General features: G+C 39.7%; 17 protein-coding genes and 5 pseudogenes. 14 read left to right on the top strand and 8 right to left on the bottom strand.

Annotated elements, in window-relative coordinates:
- Positions 1–111: pseudogene (locus tag AC1P5O_RS14340) on the top strand (IS701 family transposase); the annotation flags it as partial.
- On the opposite strand, the gene AC1P5O_RS14335 reads toward AC1P5O_RS14340, so the two are convergent.
- Together AC1P5O_RS14335 and AC1P5O_RS14330 are read right to left on the bottom strand one after the other, a co-directional pair.
- Complete coding sequence (locus AC1P5O_RS14335; RefSeq protein WP_499006222.1) at positions 102–302, bottom strand: hypothetical protein; 201 nt, start codon at positions 300–302, stop codon at positions 102–104. The pseudogene AC1P5O_RS14340 and the gene AC1P5O_RS14335 overlap by 10 nt on opposite strands.
- A 73-nt stretch (positions 303–375) precedes the next feature.
- Positions 376–1,116: an SDR family oxidoreductase gene (locus AC1P5O_RS14330; RefSeq protein ID WP_005093669.1), complete on the bottom strand. Its 741-nt coding sequence runs from the start codon at positions 1,114–1,116 to the stop codon at positions 376–378.
- 135 nt (positions 1,117–1,251) lie between these two features.
- Between AC1P5O_RS14330 and AC1P5O_RS14325 the strand changes: the two genes are divergently transcribed.
- Positions 1,252–2,151, top strand: coding sequence for a LysR family transcriptional regulator (locus AC1P5O_RS14325; RefSeq protein ID WP_499006220.1), 900 nt, complete (start codon positions 1,252–1,254; stop codon positions 2,149–2,151).
- Between the two features lie 50 nt (positions 2,152–2,201).
- Here AC1P5O_RS14325 and AC1P5O_RS14320 read toward each other — a convergent pair whose 3' ends face one another.
- Together AC1P5O_RS14320 and AC1P5O_RS14315 are read right to left on the bottom strand one after the other, a co-directional pair.
- Positions 2,202–3,218 carry a zinc-dependent alcohol dehydrogenase family protein gene (locus tag AC1P5O_RS14320; RefSeq protein WP_138743190.1) on the bottom strand — a complete coding sequence of 339 codons (1,017 nt, stop codon included), beginning with the start codon at positions 3,216–3,218 and terminating at the stop codon, positions 2,202–2,204.
- Positions 3,208–4,203 carry a zinc-dependent alcohol dehydrogenase family protein gene (locus tag AC1P5O_RS14315; protein ID WP_103800993.1) on the bottom strand — a complete coding sequence of 332 codons (996 nt, stop codon included), beginning with the start codon at positions 4,201–4,203 and terminating at the stop codon, positions 3,208–3,210. Before AC1P5O_RS14315 ends, AC1P5O_RS14320 begins: the two co-directional genes overlap by 11 nt.
- A 467-nt stretch (positions 4,204–4,670) precedes the next feature.
- Between AC1P5O_RS14315 and AC1P5O_RS14310 the strand changes: the two genes are divergently transcribed.
- The 4 genes from AC1P5O_RS14310 to AC1P5O_RS14295 all read left to right on the top strand — a co-directional run bounded on the left by AC1P5O_RS14310 (position 4,671) and on the right by AC1P5O_RS14295 (position 7,776).
- The gene (locus AC1P5O_RS14310) at positions 4,671–4,946 is read left to right on the top strand and encodes a metal/formaldehyde-sensitive transcriptional repressor (protein WP_001133624.1); all 276 of its coding nucleotides are present in this window, start codon (positions 4,671–4,673) and stop codon (positions 4,944–4,946) included.
- A 21-nt stretch (positions 4,947–4,967) separates the two neighbouring features.
- Positions 4,968–6,080 (top strand): S-(hydroxymethyl)glutathione dehydrogenase/class III alcohol dehydrogenase, encoded by a 1,113-nt coding sequence (locus AC1P5O_RS14305; RefSeq protein WP_000842149.1) that lies wholly within the window; start codon positions 4,968–4,970, stop codon positions 6,078–6,080.
- A gap of 228 nt (positions 6,081–6,308) precedes the next feature.
- Positions 6,309–7,139 (top strand): S-formylglutathione hydrolase, encoded by an 831-nt coding sequence (gene fghA / locus AC1P5O_RS14300; protein ID WP_000402510.1) that lies wholly within the window; start codon positions 6,309–6,311, stop codon positions 7,137–7,139.
- Positions 7,140–7,473: 334 nt separating this feature from the next.
- Positions 7,474–7,776 (top strand): putative quinol monooxygenase, encoded by a 303-nt coding sequence (locus tag AC1P5O_RS14295; RefSeq protein WP_000920558.1) that lies wholly within the window; start codon positions 7,474–7,476, stop codon positions 7,774–7,776.
- A gap of 85 nt (positions 7,777–7,861) precedes the next feature.
- Here the strand turns inward: AC1P5O_RS14295 and AC1P5O_RS14290 are convergent.
- Positions 7,862–8,191, bottom strand: a pseudogene (locus tag AC1P5O_RS14290) (IS3 family transposase); the annotation flags it as partial.
- Between the two features lie 183 nt (positions 8,192–8,374).
- On the opposite strand from AC1P5O_RS14290, the gene AC1P5O_RS14285 reads away from it, so the two are divergent.
- From AC1P5O_RS14285 to AC1P5O_RS14275, 3 genes are all read left to right on the top strand, one after another.
- The gene (locus tag AC1P5O_RS14285) at positions 8,375–9,532 is read left to right on the top strand and encodes an iron-containing alcohol dehydrogenase (RefSeq protein WP_153567051.1); all 1,158 of its coding nucleotides are present in this window, start codon (positions 8,375–8,377) and stop codon (positions 9,530–9,532) included.
- Between the two features lie 75 nt (positions 9,533–9,607).
- Positions 9,608–10,285 carry a type 1 glutamine amidotransferase domain-containing protein gene (locus AC1P5O_RS14280; protein ID WP_004647734.1) on the top strand — a complete coding sequence of 226 codons (678 nt, stop codon included), beginning with the start codon at positions 9,608–9,610 and terminating at the stop codon, positions 10,283–10,285.
- Between the two features lie 203 nt (positions 10,286–10,488).
- On the top strand, positions 10,489–11,616 hold the full coding sequence (locus tag AC1P5O_RS14275) for an alkene reductase (protein ID WP_103800939.1): 1,128 nt from the start codon (positions 10,489–10,491) through the stop codon (positions 11,614–11,616).
- A gap of 83 nt (positions 11,617–11,699) precedes the next feature.
- Here the strand turns inward: AC1P5O_RS14275 and AC1P5O_RS14270 are convergent, their stop codons facing one another.
- Together AC1P5O_RS14270 and AC1P5O_RS14265 are read right to left on the bottom strand one after the other, a co-directional pair.
- The gene (locus AC1P5O_RS14270; protein WP_001087955.1) at positions 11,700–11,930 is read right to left on the bottom strand and encodes a hypothetical protein; all 231 of its coding nucleotides are present in this window, start codon (positions 11,928–11,930) and stop codon (positions 11,700–11,702) included.
- A 104-nt stretch (positions 11,931–12,034) separates the two neighbouring features.
- The gene (locus AC1P5O_RS14265; protein WP_103800938.1) at positions 12,035–12,643 is read right to left on the bottom strand and encodes a TetR/AcrR family transcriptional regulator; all 609 of its coding nucleotides are present in this window, start codon (positions 12,641–12,643) and stop codon (positions 12,035–12,037) included.
- Between the two features lie 144 nt (positions 12,644–12,787).
- Between AC1P5O_RS14265 and curA the strand changes: the two genes are divergently transcribed.
- The 5 genes and pseudogenes from curA to AC1P5O_RS14240 all read left to right on the top strand — a co-directional run.
- Positions 12,788–13,807 (top strand): NADPH-dependent curcumin/dihydrocurcumin reductase, encoded by a 1,020-nt coding sequence (gene curA / locus AC1P5O_RS14260; protein WP_103800937.1) that lies wholly within the window; start codon positions 12,788–12,790, stop codon positions 13,805–13,807.
- A gap of 16 nt (positions 13,808–13,823) precedes the next feature.
- Positions 13,824–14,462 (top strand): glutathione S-transferase family protein, encoded by a 639-nt coding sequence (locus AC1P5O_RS14255; protein WP_103800936.1) that lies wholly within the window; start codon positions 13,824–13,826, stop codon positions 14,460–14,462.
- 238 nt (positions 14,463–14,700) lie between these two features.
- Positions 14,701–15,200, top strand: a pseudogene (locus AC1P5O_RS14250) (IS3 family transposase); the annotation flags it as partial.
- Between the two features lie 150 nt (positions 15,201–15,350).
- Entirely contained in the window at positions 15,351–15,701 is a 351-nt protein-coding gene (locus AC1P5O_RS14245; protein ID WP_004281821.1) for a hypothetical protein, read from the top strand.
- Positions 15,702–15,903: 202 nt separating this feature from the next.
- A pseudogene (locus AC1P5O_RS14240) lies at positions 15,904–16,125 on the top strand (helix-turn-helix domain-containing protein); the annotation flags it as partial.
- A 27-nt stretch (positions 16,126–16,152) separates the two neighbouring features.
- On the opposite strand, the pseudogene AC1P5O_RS14235 reads toward AC1P5O_RS14240, so the two are convergent.
- Positions 16,153–16,464: pseudogene (locus AC1P5O_RS14235) on the bottom strand (IS1 family transposase); the annotation flags it as partial.
- Positions 16,465–16,589 lie beyond the last annotated feature (125 nt).

Raw genomic sequence — 16,589 nt, 5'->3', positions numbered from 1 at the left:
GAAAATGTATATCGTTGGCAGAAGAAATTATTTAGACCAATTATCAAAAACTTCATTGATGACTTTATTCTCGATAAAAATCATCTGCTACCACAGAGAGTCTATAAATAACAGTGCGTAAGTCCTAGATTATTTGCTTCAGACGAATTTTTTCTCACTTTAGTATCAACTGGATTCACAGAGATTGCCTGAACTTTTACCAGTACATCACGTTCCTTAAGCGTAGGCTTCGCTTTTTCAATATCTACCAATGAATTTTTAAAATCATCATGGTTATTTATAACATACGATACGGCTTTCATAGATTTGTCCACAACTTTAAAAAAATATAGTAAAAATGGAAGCGAAGTGCTCCCATTTTTTGTTATTCAATAATTAAAACTCTTGGCTCGTTGGGCGCAAAACAATTTCATTAATATCTACATCCGCAGGCTGTTCAATTGCATAAGCAATTGCTCGAGCGACTGAGTCAGCTGGTATGGCTTGTTTGTAGAAATCCGTAACGAACTCTGAACTTTCTTTATGAGAAGAACCAAATTTTAGTTCTGACTCAACTGCACCAGGCTCAATAGTCGTCGTTCTAATTGTTCCCCCAACTTCATGACGAAGTCCTTCAGAGATGGCTCTTACAGCAAACTTAGTACCGCTATAAACAGTACCTCCTGGACTAAATACTTTTAACCCTGCAACAGATGCGAGATTAATAAAGTGTCCAAAGTTTTGTTTTTGGAAAACAGGTAGAGTAGCTGCTATACCATAAAGAACACCTTTAATATTAATGTCGATCATACGATCCCATTCATCAACTTTTAGCTCACTTAATGGTGCAATAGACATTAATCCAGCATTGTTTACCAATACATCGATTTGACCAAATGCGCTTAATGCCTTTTCAATAAGTGCTTGTACTTCATGTGGTTTGGTTATATCCATACCAATAAATTCAGCTTGACCACCTTCAGCACGAATATCGTGAACAATAGCCTCTAATTTTTCAGTACGTCTAGCACCAAGTACAACCTTTGCACCTTTTTTAGCAAGTAAGCGAGCAGTAGCTTCACCTAAACCACTACTTGCACCTGTGATAACAATAACTTTATTTTCTATATTATTCATACAAGTAACCTTCAACCTATCTGTCAATCATATTTGATGGATTAAGTATTACAGCCTTGTTAGGTATAATAAATGAATAATATTATCTTTCAGAATTCCTATTTACGGAATAATTACCATAACACAGGATTGGACATGCATAACAAATTGGAAATGATGCGTATCTTTTGTGTCGCAGCAGAGTCTCGAAATTTTAAAGAGGCAGCAACTCAGCTGGGTATTTCCCCACAGGTAGTGACACGGGCAATAAAAGAGCTAGAAGAGCAGCGCGGAGAGATTCTGTTTTACAGGAGTACTCGACAAATTAAAATTACCGCTGATGGAGAGCGTCTGGCAAAGCAAGCACGTTTTGCGGTGGGATCGATTGATGCTTTGTTTGTAAAAGACACCAAGGAAAAACGAGATGAAATACGTGGGACTGTCCGTCTTACTGTATCGTCTGTGTTAGGGCGTAAATTGGTAGTACCTGCACTAGCAGAATTTGCCACACGTTATCCAGATATTGTCGTGAATTGTGTGCTAACAGATTCACACTCGGATGTGATCGATGAGCGGATAGATATCGGGATCAGATTTGGATTTTTGCCGGACAATCGATATGTGGCAAGGGAATTGGCTAAAGTGAACTTTTATTCTGTGGGTACGCCAGAGTTAATTGATAAGGTTGGAATGCCCAAAAAAATTATTGACCTTGATAAATACCCTCTAACAGCCCTAGTCGATCATAAAACAGGGCGTTACTGGCCATGGACATTCACCGAAAGTCGAAGCTTTACGCCATCAAAGCCTCGTTTTATTACAGATGATCTTGAAGCTGAATTTCAAGCTATTCTCGCTGGAGTCGGATTCGGACACATGCCTGGATTTCAAGTTTTGCCGTGGCTTAGGAGTGGTAAGCTCATTCAGATACTTCATGAGGAAACCTCTCCCGTTTGGCGCCTGTATTTATATCGTCCACAGCGGGGCCCGACACCTTTGCGAATCCGAGCATTGTTTGATTACTTAGCGGAAGTGCTGGGCCATATAGAAACCTGAATCAGATGGAACTAACCTTTTTTCTAGAAAGTAGAAATCCGATAAGACCATCATGTATTCAGAGTAACTACAATTTTTCCTATTTGCTGATTTGATTCAAGATAGCGCTGAGCGTCATGCATGTCCTCAAAGTTAAAGCAACAGTCGATCACTGGACGAAGATACCCTGCACCTATACTGCTAAGAATAAATCGTCTGGCTTGCTCCCTTAGAACAGGGTCATGGAGAACCTCTAGGAACAAAAAACCTCGCATGGTTAAGCTCTTGCGTAATGCAACTTTAAGGGGAAATGGTGTGATCTCCGGGCTAAGTGCACCATGCATAACCATAGTTCCTCCCACAGACATCGCTTTTGCAATCTGTTCAATATGTGGCCCTCCTACAGCATCGAAGGCGACATCAAGATATTCTCCACCCAAACGTGAAACAAGCGCCTCATACAAATCTGGTTCATCTTCACTGGCTATAACATTTTTAACACCGAAATCCAGTAAACGTTGCTTTTTCTCTATCGTTTGTGTACTTGCAATGACCTTAGCACCCGCTGCTTCAGCTATCTGTATCGCAGCTAGTCCTACACTACTTGAAGCTGCTGTGATCAAGATCGTTTTTCCTTTCGAAACTCCACCAGCATGGATTACACCACCCCAAGCCGTCAAATACTGCATCCAGATTGAAGAAGCTTCTTCCCAACTTAAACTATCGGGTTTGTGAACTAAAAAAGTTTCTGGAATCAGAAGCTTGTCCGCATATGTCCCATATTTGGCTAGATTGTCAGTCGGAAGAATCGATACTGCATCTCCTGGAGAAAATTGGCGTACACCTTCACCTATCGCCAGAACTATGCCTGCTCCCTCATATCCCAGACGAGAAGGGAATACTGCCTTTTGAATATAAGTACCACGCCGAAACATTACATCAGCCCGGTTGAGTCCGATCGTTTTCATCTGGATTAGAACTTCTCCTGCGGCTGGTAAAGCCACAGGAAGTGTTTCTAATGTCAGAACATCTGTATCTCCAATAGAATTGAAGCGCCAAGTCTTGGCCTGAAGTGCGTTAAATGACATCAATAACTACCTTAATATTGGCAGAACGATCTTGAACAGCATCATGAGCCTCAATCGCTTGGTCTAGAGTAAAATGACGAGGATCAACAAGAGGACGCAGTTTACCTTCCTCAACGAGACGAGTAGCGATCTTAAGGACATCACCATGATGAGAACGGCGATTGCCTGTTAACATCGGCAATAGGACGAATACGCCAGACAGTGTGGCACACCGTAGGGATGAACTCGCTAAATGATGATTACCAAATGCAGCACAGCTGGTAATGTGGCCATAGTGAGTTGTCATGGAAAGTGAAGCTTCGAGTACTGGACCGCCCACAGTGTCGTAAACAATGTTAAAACCTTGACCCTCAGGGCTTGCAGCAATAATGTCATCGGAAGATGCTGTTGTGTAATCGAGAGGTGTTGCACCGAGTTCTGAAATCAGTGATTGATCAGCTGTACGACCAGTCGCCCAAACATTTGCATCAAGTGCTTTTGCAAGCTGAACAACCATATAACCAACGCCACCAGCACCACCCTGAACCAGTACAGTTTGCCCTGGTTGGACCTTCGCATTATCCACTAAACCTTCCCAAGCGGTGAGGAACGTCAATGGTAGTACTGCTGCCTCGCGCATAGAGATATTGCGTGGCTTTAATGCGATCAAATCAGCATCTGCTACAACATATTCTGCTAAAGATCCTTGAAGACCACGAACGCCACCTATCAGACCGTAAACTTCATCTCCGACGTTGAAGTGGGTGACACCTTCACCAACAGCAGTTACAACCCCAGCCATATCCGTTCCCAACACGGCAGGAAGCTCTGGCATAGCATATGGTGCTTCACCAAGACGAATTTTATAATCAATAGGGTTTACACCACTAGCATGAATACGTACTAGAACTTGCCCAGCCTCTGGTTGAGGTATAGGGAGTTCTACACGTTTAAATTCATGATCACCAAAATTTTCTAGGATAAGAGCATTCATCATCTTATTCATAATTGTTCCTTATTCTTAACTGGGGGATGATGTGCACAGTATCAAAGTAAAATAATCCAATAAATGATATTTATAGGATTTAATAATTCCTAAATAATGAATAATAAATATCATCCGCTCACTAAAAATATTCTAGTACAGTCTGTAAAGGCAGTTTAATCTAAACTGTCGGTAGTATTTTCAAGGCTTGAAACGTTCAAAATATCTACAAAGTGGCTAAAATTTGAAACATAATTCTAAAAGGTCACAGCATTACAAAGAACATGAGACAAAATAAAAAATGGGAGCTAAAAGTCCCATTTTTTTTGTGACTTTCGCATAAGCTCTATGATGTTAATTTAAAAAAACTAAAAACAGGGATAGAAAATTTTCGCTAAAGATCTTTTTAATTTTCGATTTATAAAAATTATTGCTTTTTTTATACTATGGGGTACTATAGTATTAATGCTAGCAAATAAGGAGGTCTGATGCCTAATCAGGTTGAAGACAAAAAAAAGATTCTTCTACGCGTCAGAAAGATCAAAGGTCAGACGCAAGCGATTGAAAAAGCGTTAGAAGACAATGTGGAATGTGGTGCAATTCTGCAACAAATATGCTCTGTGCGTGGTGCTATTAATGGTTTGATGAATGAAATGTTGGAGGTTCATTTAAAGGACACTTTAGTATCAGGTGAAACCACAGAACAACAACGAAAAGAAGAATTGGCTGAAATCGCCAAGATTCTAAAATCATATTTAAAATAGATCTGTATAAGGAATTATTCCATGAAGTCACGTGCTGCTGTTGCGTTTGGTCCTGGTCAACCTCTTCAAATTGTTGAAGTTGATGTTGCACCACCAAAGAAAGGTGAAGTATTAATTAAGATCTCCCATACCGGTGTGTGTCATACAGATGCATTTACTTTGTCTGGCGATGATCCTGAAGGTGTTTTTCCGGCTATTCTCGGGCATGAAGGTGCTGGTGTTGTAGTTGAGGTTGGTGAAGGCGTGACTAGCGTCAAACCAGGTGATCATGTTATTCCACTTTACACTGCTGAATGTGGCGAGTGCGTATTCTGTAAATCTGGAAAATCGAACTTGTGTATTTCCGTTCGCGAAACTCAAGGTAGAGGCGTAATGCCAGATGGTACCACTCGTTTTTCCTACAATGGTCAACCGATTTACCACTATATGGGCTGCTCAACGTTCAGTGAATACACTGTAGTGGCAGAAGTATCATTGGCTAAAATCAATCCTGAAGCCAATCACGAACATGTCTGCTTACTGGGTTGTGGGGTAACAACGGGTATCGGTGCAGTACATAACACGGCTAAAGTACAAGAAGGTGATAGTGTTGCGGTCTTTGGTTTAGGTGGTATTGGTCTGGCAGTCGTACAAGCCGCACGTCAAGCTAAAGCAGGGCGTATTATTGTGGTTGACATGAATCCAGATAAATTTGCGCTGGCAAAAGAGTTTGGTGCAACGGACTTCTTGAACCCTAAAGATTACGATAAACCAATCCAGCAAGTCATTGTCGAAATGACTGGCTGGGGTGTAGATCATTCATTTGAATGTATTGGTAACGTGAATGTGATGCGTGCAGCCCTTGAAAGTGCACACCGTGGCTGGGGACAATCCGTAATTATTGGTGTAGCTGGCGCAGGTCAGGAAATCTCTACCCGTCCATTCCAACTGGTTACTGGTCGTAAATGGCTAGGTTCTGCCTTTGGTGGGGTAAAAGGTCGTACGCAACTTCCAGGAATGGTTGAAGATGCCATGAAAGGTAAAATTCAATTAGAACCATTTGTGACACATACGATGGGCTTGGATCAGATCAATGAAGCCTTTGATCTAATGCATGAAGGTAAGTCAATTCGTACTGTAATTCATTACGAATAATTCCGTCAGACCTTATACTTTTCCATGCATGTGAATCATGAATGACATGCATGGAATCCTCTAAAACGGCACATCATCTGTAAAACAGATCTATCTATGTATCCATCATGTATAGGTTCAACAAACCTACCTACATTTTAAATCTTTATCAGTATTCTCTGTGGAGAATGTCAGACTCTTTGTTTACTCGATTTCTCATGAAGTCTTGCTCAACATAGGTAATTGATTATGGAAATAATTGAGAAACATGCTTCTTTTGGTGGATCGCAAGAAGTGTATCGCCATCAGTCAATAGCATTAAACTGTTCAATGAAATTCTCAATATATCTGCCACCTCATGACAAAGATGAGCGGTTGCCAGTGTTATATTGGTTATCAGGATTGACTTGCAACGAACAGAACTTTATTACTAAAGCCGGAGCACAAAAGTATGCGGCTGAACATAAAGTCATTATTGTTGCACCAGATACCAGCCCACGTGGAGAGGATGTACCAGATCATGCAGATTATGATTTAGGCCAAGGCGCAGGATTCTATGTGAATGCAACACAAGCACCCTGGTCGCAGCATTTCAAAATGTATGATTATATTGTGGAAGAGCTCAGAAATCTGATTGACCTGAATTTTCCGACCAATCAAGTCCAAAGTATTATGGGTCATAGCATGGGTGGTCATGGTGCATTAGTAATTGGATTAAAAAATCCTGAGCTGTATAAAAGTATTTCTGCTTTTGCACCAATTGTTGCACCTAGCCAAGTACCTTGGGGGAAAAAGGCTTTTACACACTACCTAGGTGAAACCGAAACTTTATGGAAAAGCTATGATGCGATTGAATTAATCAAAAACGCTGAAGTTCATTTACCTATTTTAGTCGATCAAGGAACAGCTGATGATTTTCTTGAAGAACAGTTAAGGCCTAAGCTTCTTAGTGATATTTGTTTGGAACAAGAATATCCTCTGACACTTAACCTAAGAGAAGGGTATGACCATAGCTATTACTTTATTGCGAGCTTTATAGAGAAACATATAGAGTTTCACAGCAAATTCCTAGCTAAATAACTTTCATAGATATGAGGATGTACAATATTGTTCTTGAATGCTTCTTGAGCAATATAATTTCCAGATGAAGAGGTCAGCTTATAAATCTAAGGTAGAGTCAATTGATCCTTATATAAATAAGATTGAATTTAATCATCTCATATCTTGATTTTTTGATTCAAATGTTAATGATATTAACTTGAATAAATTCATAGCATTATGTCGAAATAAAAACCTAAATTTTGGCTCAGCTATGGGAATTTTTTTTAACTTTTATACAACAAAACTTTCTGACATGCATACATTAGCAATGTCAGAATCAGTTTGAATTATAATCAATTATGGAGTTTTAGTCATGCTTAAAACAGCTTTATATGTCCGTCTTGAAGCTAAACCGGGTAAAGAAGACGAAGTGGAAGCTTTTCTTAAAGCCGGTTTACCTATTGTCATGGAAGAACCTGCGACAGTTGCGTGGTTTGGCCTACGTCTTGGACCTACAACATTTGGTATTTTTGATGCATTTCCTGATGAGGCGGGTCGCCAAGCGCATTTATCTGGCAAGGTTGCAGCTGCTTTGATGGCTCAGGCCGAAGAGCTATTTTCAGAGCCACCATCTATTGAAAAAGTAGATGTTTTGGCGAGTAAACTACCAGCTTAAACCGATGCTTAAATGTATGAGGGTGCTGTCTGAAATTTTGAATGAAAGGCAGCACTTTAACGCTTTGAGGTTTGTCATAGGCTTTTTATTCAAGTTGGGCTACTTTATTTATTGGCTTAATCTCATCATTTACATGGGTCAATATCCAAAACAGGGTAAATAAACGAATGCAACTATTTACATGCTTTATATTGAACCAATCTATCTAATTTACTGTCACATTTGTACATCTGCTAAACCGTGCCAATCTGCTTTTAAAATATTTAATCATTGCTATTTTGTATGAGCCATTCACTGTTTCAGCCAATGCGTTCACAACCATGTCAGTAGTCATACGTGTTGATACCTTTCATCCAACAATCGCTCGTGAAAATACATCAATAATAAAAGCGGTATAGAACAAGCCTGAATTTGTTTAACCATCACTAAAGTTGCAAGCTGAAATAATTTTTATAAAAATAGACGACTGGTCTATTTTTATGTATAGTTAGCACATGGTGTAGGCAAAAGCCGTAGTGTTGTCCGATTTTTTAAAAGTTTATTTGATGAATAACGGTGGTTTTTCAAATCAATTAACTGATCATTCTAGGATAAAAATATGCTGAATTTTAACTTTTATAATCCGACCCGCATTATTTTTGGTGGCGATACAATAGCTAAAATCAATGACTATGTGCCTACAGAAGCAAAAGTATTAATGTTGTTTGGTGGTGAAAGTGCACGTAAGAATGGTACTTTAGCTGAAGTGCGTGAAGCATTAGGTGCAAGAGAAATTCATGAATTTGGCGGAATTGAGCCGAATCCGAGTTATGAAACCCTCATGAAAGCTGTAGAGCTGATTCGTGAACAAAAGATTGATTTCTTGATGGCTGTCGGTGGTGGATCGGTAATCGACGGTACTAAATTTATTGCAGCAGCAGTCAATTATACAGGGGATACATGTGAGATTTTAGAAACCCATGGTAATAAAATTACCCAAGCTTTGCCTTTTGCGAGTGTACTCACCCTTCCGGCAACTGGTTCAGAAATGAATAGCGGTGGGGTAGTAACCAGAAAATCGACCCAAGCCAAATTGTCATTTAGCAGTCCCTATGTTTTTCCGCAATTTTCCGTACTTGATCCGAATAAAACTTTTAGCTTGCCGACGCGCCAGTTGGCTAATGGCGTGGTCGATGCATTTATTCATGTCATGGAACAGTACTTAACTCACCCTGTGAATGCACACGTACAAGATCGTTTTGCCGAAGGTCTATTGCAAACTTTGATTGAGATTGGACCGAAAATCTTGGAAGATTCAGCAGATTATGACACGCGTGCGAATTTGATGTGGGCTGCTAGCATGGCACTGAATGGGCTAATTGGAGCTGGTGTACCACAAGATTGGTCAACCCATTTGATTGGACATGAGCTCACGGCTTTATATGGTATTGATCATGCTCGTACCTTGGCCATTGTGTTGCCGTCCAATCTACAAGTGCGTCGTCAAGAGAAGCGAGAAAAATTACTACAGTATGCAGCTCGTGTCTGGCAGATTGTCGAAGGTGATGAAGAACAACGTATTGATACTGCTATTGCTCGTACTCGAGCCTTCTTTGAGCAACTTGGATTGCCGACTCGTCTTAGCGATTATGGACTGGGGGAGACAGATATTGAGATCATCATTACGCAACTTAAATCACATAATCTTACACAGCTAGGCGAACATAAAAATGTTTCATTAGAGATCAGTCGCCAAATTCTCGAGATGAGCATCTAAGCTAAATGCGCGTATCTGGCATGCTCTGACCCTGTAACAATGCTCCTCAATCATGAAAATTATCGGAGAAATAACATGAAAATTTTAATCGTTTTAACTTCACATGATCAACTTGGCAATACTGGTAAGAAAACAGGTTTCTGGCTAGAAGAACTTGCTGCACCGTATTACACCTTTATTGACTCTGGTGCTGAAGTTACGCTGGCGTCGCCTCAAGGTGGGCAGCCACCACTAGATCCGAAAAGTAATTTAGCCGATGCTCAAACTGAAACCACTCATCGTTTTGAAGCAGATCCAACTGCAATGCAAGCATTGGCACAGACACATAAACTTAGCGAAATTTCTGTAGCTGATTATGATGCAGTGTTTTATCCAGGCGGGCATGGCCCATTGTGGGATTTAGCAGAAGATCCGATTTCAATTTCTCTGATTGAACAGGCGATTCAGTCTGGCAAACCTGTTGCAGCAGTGTGTCATGCCCCGGGTGTTCTTCGTCATGTGAAAGCGAGTAATGGAGCGCCCTTAGTTAGCGGTAAATTAGTGACTGGTTTCACCAATACTGAGGAGGCCGCTGTAGGTTTGACTGAAATTGTACCATTTTTAGTCGAAGACATGCTTAAACAAAACGGTGGTCATTATTCTAAAGTTGATGATTGGCAAGTACATGTTCAAGTAGATGGCTTGCTGGTTACTGGACAAAATCCAGCATCTTCTGCTGCAACTGCCTCAGCATTACTTCAATTGTTGAAATAAAGAGTAGCTAGTGTCTGTTGTGGTGCTTAGCAGTGAATAAACTTCTGACTCTGAGCAACTGGCGCAATAAGCAAAATAACCCTCCCTTAATGGTGAAGGGCCTGAGTTAATAGCTTTCCTTCCTTTATTTTTTCTATATACAGGAAGGAAGGGTATTTTTTTAATTTAGATCAATTAAGTCATGATGACTTGGATACAATGAAATGAAAGACAGCAAACTATTTCAAAACTTAAGCTTAGGCCCTTATGTTTTGCAAAACCGTATTGTATTGCCACCATTAACGCGGTCGCGCAGTACTCAGCCAGGGAATATTCCAAATGAACTGATGGCAACCTATTATCAACAGCGTACCGGTGCAGGATTTATGGTCACCGAAGGTACGCAAATCGAGCCACGTGGTCAAGGCTATGCTTGGACACCCGGTATTTACAGCTCTGAACAGATTGCTGGATGGCGTAAAGTGACGGAAGCAGTGCATGCTAAAGGAGGCATTATTTTTGCACAACTTTGGCATGTTGGGCGTGTTTCACATACATCTTTGCAACCCAATCATGCATCACCGGTCGCGCCCTCGGCTATTAGGGCTGATAGTAATGTTAAAGTCTTTATTGAGACCGGGCCCAATGCAGGTGCCTTGGCTGATCCTTCAATGCCACGTGCTTTAAGCAATGCAGAAGTTAAAGAATTAGTGCAACTCTATGCTCAAGCAGCACGCAATGCCTTGGCTGCTGGTTTTGATGGGGTTGAAATTCATTGTGCAAATGGTTATTTGGTGAATCAATTTATCTCTGCACATAGTAACCACCGTGAAGATGAATATGGTGGATCACTAAACAATCGTTTGCGTTTTTTACGTGAAGTAGTAGAGGCAGTTGCTGAGGTGGTTGGTGCAGATCGTTTAGGAGTGCGTTTTGCCCCGCTATTTGAAAGTACAGAGGAAGATCGTGTTTACATGGGGTTGGTTGAAGATGATCCACATGTGACTTATATTGAAGCCATAAAAATACTTGAAGAAGTTGGGATTGCCTATTTATCGATTGCAGAAGCTGATTGGGATAATGCACCAGAACTTCCTCATGATTTTCGTAGAGATGTCAGAGACACTTTCAGTGGTCGGATTATTTATGCAGGTCGATATACGGCAGAAAGAGGGACTCGAATTTTAGAGGCAGGGCTGGCCGATTTAATTGCATTTGGACGCCCATTTATTGCGAATCCAGATTTACCCGATCGCATCGCCAATGGTTGGCCATTGAATGCAGTAGATGCAAGTACTATGTATGGTGGGGCGGAAAAAGGCTATATTGATTATCCAGCTTACGCAGATTAATCTCGACTAAGTGAGTTATTTTGCCAACCTTTGTGGTTGGCAAAATAAGAACTTAGGATTGCTGTTGCCAGCATAACTTCTTCTTAAAACAAATTCTTAAAATTTTTTAGCTGTGTAATGAGCCAACCTGCCAGTGGGAAAGAAATCAGTTGCGTTACTGGCACTAATACTATGACTTCAATCAACACCATCATCGGGAAACTTTGATGCTCAGTAATTGGCTTTAATAAAGTGAGTACCAGTAATAGTGTGGGATATAAGCCTAAATATCCGACTAAAATACGAGTCATGAGGGCTTTAGGAGGAGAATTCATTGTGCGCTATACTCATAGATTGTTAATTGATCTAATAGCAACACATTAATAAGTAATCATTGGACTGCTATTATTAATTATGTAATTGATATTTAATTTAATTTTTATGAATCTTCACCTTTTAATAGAAATTTAGTTGCTCTCAGAGCTTGATGTAATGGTGTTTTATCTTTTTGCAACTTACTCAGTAATGCTGCACCTAACCACATTTGGTAAAGTACTTGTGCCAAAGTCGAGGCCTCGGTATCTGCTTGGATAGATTGATCCTGTTTACCCAAATCAATTAAAGCAGCAATCCGTTGGATTACATCATCGACGCCAGCGGACATAATGGAGCGCATATCTTCGGATAGATCGGCAACTTCTGCGGCAAGTTTCACAATTAAACAGCTATCCGCCCAACCACACTGTGTTTTAGGATCTTCTATCCATAAATTAAAATACTCAATCAGCTTTTGATAAGGGGATTTATCACTACGCCATACATCATTTAAACGGACTTGGTAATTGTCTACATAATGCTGTACCAATTCACATCCGAAAGCTTCCTTAGATTGGAAATAATGATAAAACGAGCCTTTAGGGATCTCACAGCTCTGTAAAATTTCCTGTAATCCTACACCGGTAAAACCTTTATGCAAAATCAGGTCTGAACTGGTGTTAAGAATGTGTAAGCGCTTCGCTTCAGACTTTTTAATAGGAGTAGGCTTCATATTAATTATTTACTCTATTGTAAAAAAATAGACCAGTCGTATTGTTTTTTATTATAACTCATCTACAATGGATGTAAAGAAATTTTAATCTTAATTTTTAATTGTGAAGAGAAATACTTCTAAATAAAACATGGAGTTATATGTGTGAAAACAGTTATTAATCAACGCATCGTTTTAGCTAAACGGCCAGTGGGTGAGCCAAAACACAGCGATTTTCGTATTGAGCAAGTTGAGCTCAATGAACTTAAACAAGGCGAGATATTGTTAAAAACCATTTACTTGTCACTCGATCCTTATATGCGTGGTCGCATGAGTGATGCTCCTTCATATGCAGCACCGGTTGAAATTGGTGAAGTGATGGTCGGTGGAACAGTCAGTCAAGTGGTGGCCTCTAAAAACCCAAAATTCAAAGAAGGCGAGTGGGTTCTTTCAGGAAATGGCTGGCAGGGCTACGCAATTTCTAATGGGACTGCATGTCAAAGCTTAGGTATGCAACCTGAACATCCATCTTGGGCATTGGGTATTTTGGGAATGCCAGGATTTACTGCTTATATGGGGCTGTTGGACATTGGTCAGCCTAAAGCCGGTGAAACTTTAGTCGTTGCAGCTGCAACGGGACCTGTTGGTGCTACGGTTGGACAGATTGGCAAACTTAAAGGTTGTCGCGTGGTTGGCATCGCAGGTGGGCCTGAAAAATGCCGTTATGCTGTAGAAGAACTCGGCTTCGATGCTTGTATCAATCATCATGATGAAAATTTTGCAGAACAATTACAACAAGCAGCTCCCAACGGTATTGATATTTATTATGAGAATGTCGGGGGTAAAGTGTTTGATGCGGTATGGCCATTGCTTAACTCTGCGGCACGTGTACCGGTGTGTGGTGTGGTTTCCCAGTATAACGCTACCGAGCAAGCACAAGGGCCAGACCGTTTACCGGGCTTTATTTCCACCCTTTTAAAAAAGCGTATTCGCATGCAAGGCTTTATTATTTTTGATGATTATGGCAGTCAGTATCCGGAATTCTATCAGCAAATGTCTGAATGGTTGAAAGACGGAAAAATCAAATATAAAGAGCATATGGTGCAAGGTTTAGATAACACGATCAATGCTTTCAATGGTATGTTGAAAGGCGAAAACTTTGGCAAAGTGGTTGTAAAAATTTAAAAAAATAGGAATTATCATGATCACACTACATCATTTAGATCAATCACGTTCTTTTCGCATTTTGTGGTTACTTGAAGAAATCAAGCAGCCCTATGAGCTGAAACGCTATTATCGTGACTCAAGCACGCATTTGGCCCCTGACTCTTTAAAAACCATTCACCCTTTAGGGAAATCTCCAGTATTGGAATGGGATGGCAAAATTATTGCAGAGTCGGGTGCGATCGTTGAGTTATTAATTCAGAAACTTGCGCCGCATTTAGCACCAGATATGGATGAACCTACCTATGTCGATTATCTACAGTGGATTCATTTCTCAGAAAGCTCTGCCATGCTGCCATTTTTATTAAAAACGTTTAATGCGATTGAAACCAAGCAGGGTACGAAGTTGGTATTTCTAGAAAATTATACTCAAGTTGAGTTCGATAAAGTATTTAGCCATTTAAATGAATATTTAAAAGATAAAGAATTTCTAGTGGCAGACCGTTTAACCGGTGCTGACTTTATGATGGGCTTTGGACTACATGCTTTAGTTTATCATATGGGACAAGGTGAAAACTATCCCCATATCCAACGTTACGTAGCAGGTTTAAGCCAACTACCTAGCTGGCAAGCCGCAGTACAAGTTGAACAAAATGGTGTGAAAAGTCAAAAATAGCAAGATTGTTTTTTTAAGGCAATTGAGAAAAAGAATCATGATTGACAAGTACATCTGGTTATAAAATAAGCTGACTGAACCGTACCGGGTTTGTCGGAGACCAACTTTCCTGAGATGAGAAGCATTGCTTCGCAAGACGTAGCGAAGCGTAGTGTTCCAATGAAAAAAGTAAAATATACCCCTGAAATCAGAGATAGAGCGGTTCAATTATTGATTGATTACCAAGACGGTATCTCAGGTGAATGACTTTACGTATATTCAAACAAATTCAGGCTGGGTCTATACCGCCTTTATTACTGATGTGTTCTCACGAGCAATTGTTGGATGGAAAGTATCAACACGTATGAATACAGATATGGTGCTCGATGCACTTGAGCAAGCATTACACGATTGAGGTATGCCAAGGAATGTGATTCATCATTCCGACAGGGGTGTGCAATATCTTTCGATTCGCTATACCAATCGTTTAGGAGCAGAAAATTTACGAGCATCAATCGGTACAATGGGAACTCATACGATAATGCTTTGGCTGAAACAGTGAATGGCTTATACAAAACAGAGATGATTGAATATTTAAAAGCAGATTGGCAAAGTTTAGCAGATGTACAACTTGCGACATTAAATTGGGTAGATTGGTTCAATAAAAAGCATGTACACAGTGCACTGGGTTATGTATCGCCTTTTGAGTTTGAAGCAATGTACTATGATAAGATTAATCCGTTAGGTCAGGTGGCCTAACTTAAATAAAAAAATCTCCGATAAATCCGGTAAGGTTCAAAATGCGATTTATTGCTTTTTTATGTAAAAAAAAGCAATATTTGTTTTATTGTTAAATTATAACAATTAGTATAAATACACCTATGATTTACAGATGAAAAAGGTAGTTAAATGAAATATTTTTTAAGTTTAACTTTGTTAGTTTTAGCAATGACTGGGTGTACTTCGAGTCCAAAGACTGAAACTTTACAAGATAAGGCTACAAGCAATACTTCAGCTGATACGCAGGTCCTTAAATTTTCTGGTCCGAATGGTTTATTAATTTTTCTGAAATCATCGGATAACTTTGAAACTGCTTTAATGACTGATAACTCAGGCATGGTATATCGTTTAAAGCAAACAGTTGCTGGTAGTGGTATTCGTTTAGCTAATAATAATGGAGTTTCAATTCACTTTAAACGTGGTGAAGGGGTTGTTGAATTTGTAAAAGATCAGCCAATCAGCATTACTGAAGTAAAATAATAAGGTTTAAACTTTAAGAGAACCCCACACCATAATCTGCATACCGAAAGTTGGACACTATTCCTTGAAATGTGGTCAAACATGATCAAGGACTAATTCGCACTCTGTTAATGGGTGAATTCAAACATGAGGTGCGACAGTTTCAAAAGCCTTATGATAATCTGTGTGATTCATAGACATCACTTCAATATAATGGGTGTCTATGAACAGAGAAATTCAACAAAGACTCGTATGGGTTAAATTATTTGAAGAGACCAATAATACTGGCCTGGTTTGTCGGAGATGTGGCATTTCTAGACCAACTTTACGCAAGTGGTGGAAACGATATTCTGAACAAGGTATTGATGGATTAAGTAGTCATAGTAAATGTCCCTTAAAATCGCCAAATACTAAAATCAATGCTGAGCTAGAAGCTTTAATATTGGGTGGTGTTTCAAAAAGTATGCTGGCATTAAACGAATCCATTATTGATATAAAAGAACACTAAATCAAAGGCTTTGAAATGATTTTCAAGCTTTTTGGAGAAGTTGCAGCTTCTCCTAAAGCCTCGCCTGATTCGATGCCGTAATCGACAATTATTGCCTTCTATACCCACAGTGAAAAATTTACCAATCAACTGTTTGCATTCTTTAAAGGTCGTAACAAAGCTATCCCAATGGTCACTTGATATACATGTATAGCTTACACCTAACTGCTTCAATTTTAATTTAAGTCGTTTTGCAGTGGCTAAATCTCGGTTACCCCATACATAAGCAACAATTTTGTTAGCGGCAGTGTAAAAATGACCCCCTAATGGCATTTAAAAACTGACCCCCTTGGTTAATATAGCGGTCATTTTGGACTGCTCAATATGTTAACTTTGGAGCAAGCAGTGACAATCCAAATACT

The sequence above is a fragment of the Prolinoborus fasciculus genome (assembly GCF_056724605.1).
Note: the sequence above shows the minus strand (reverse complement) of the source record. Positions and strands in the feature narration are given on the sequence as shown.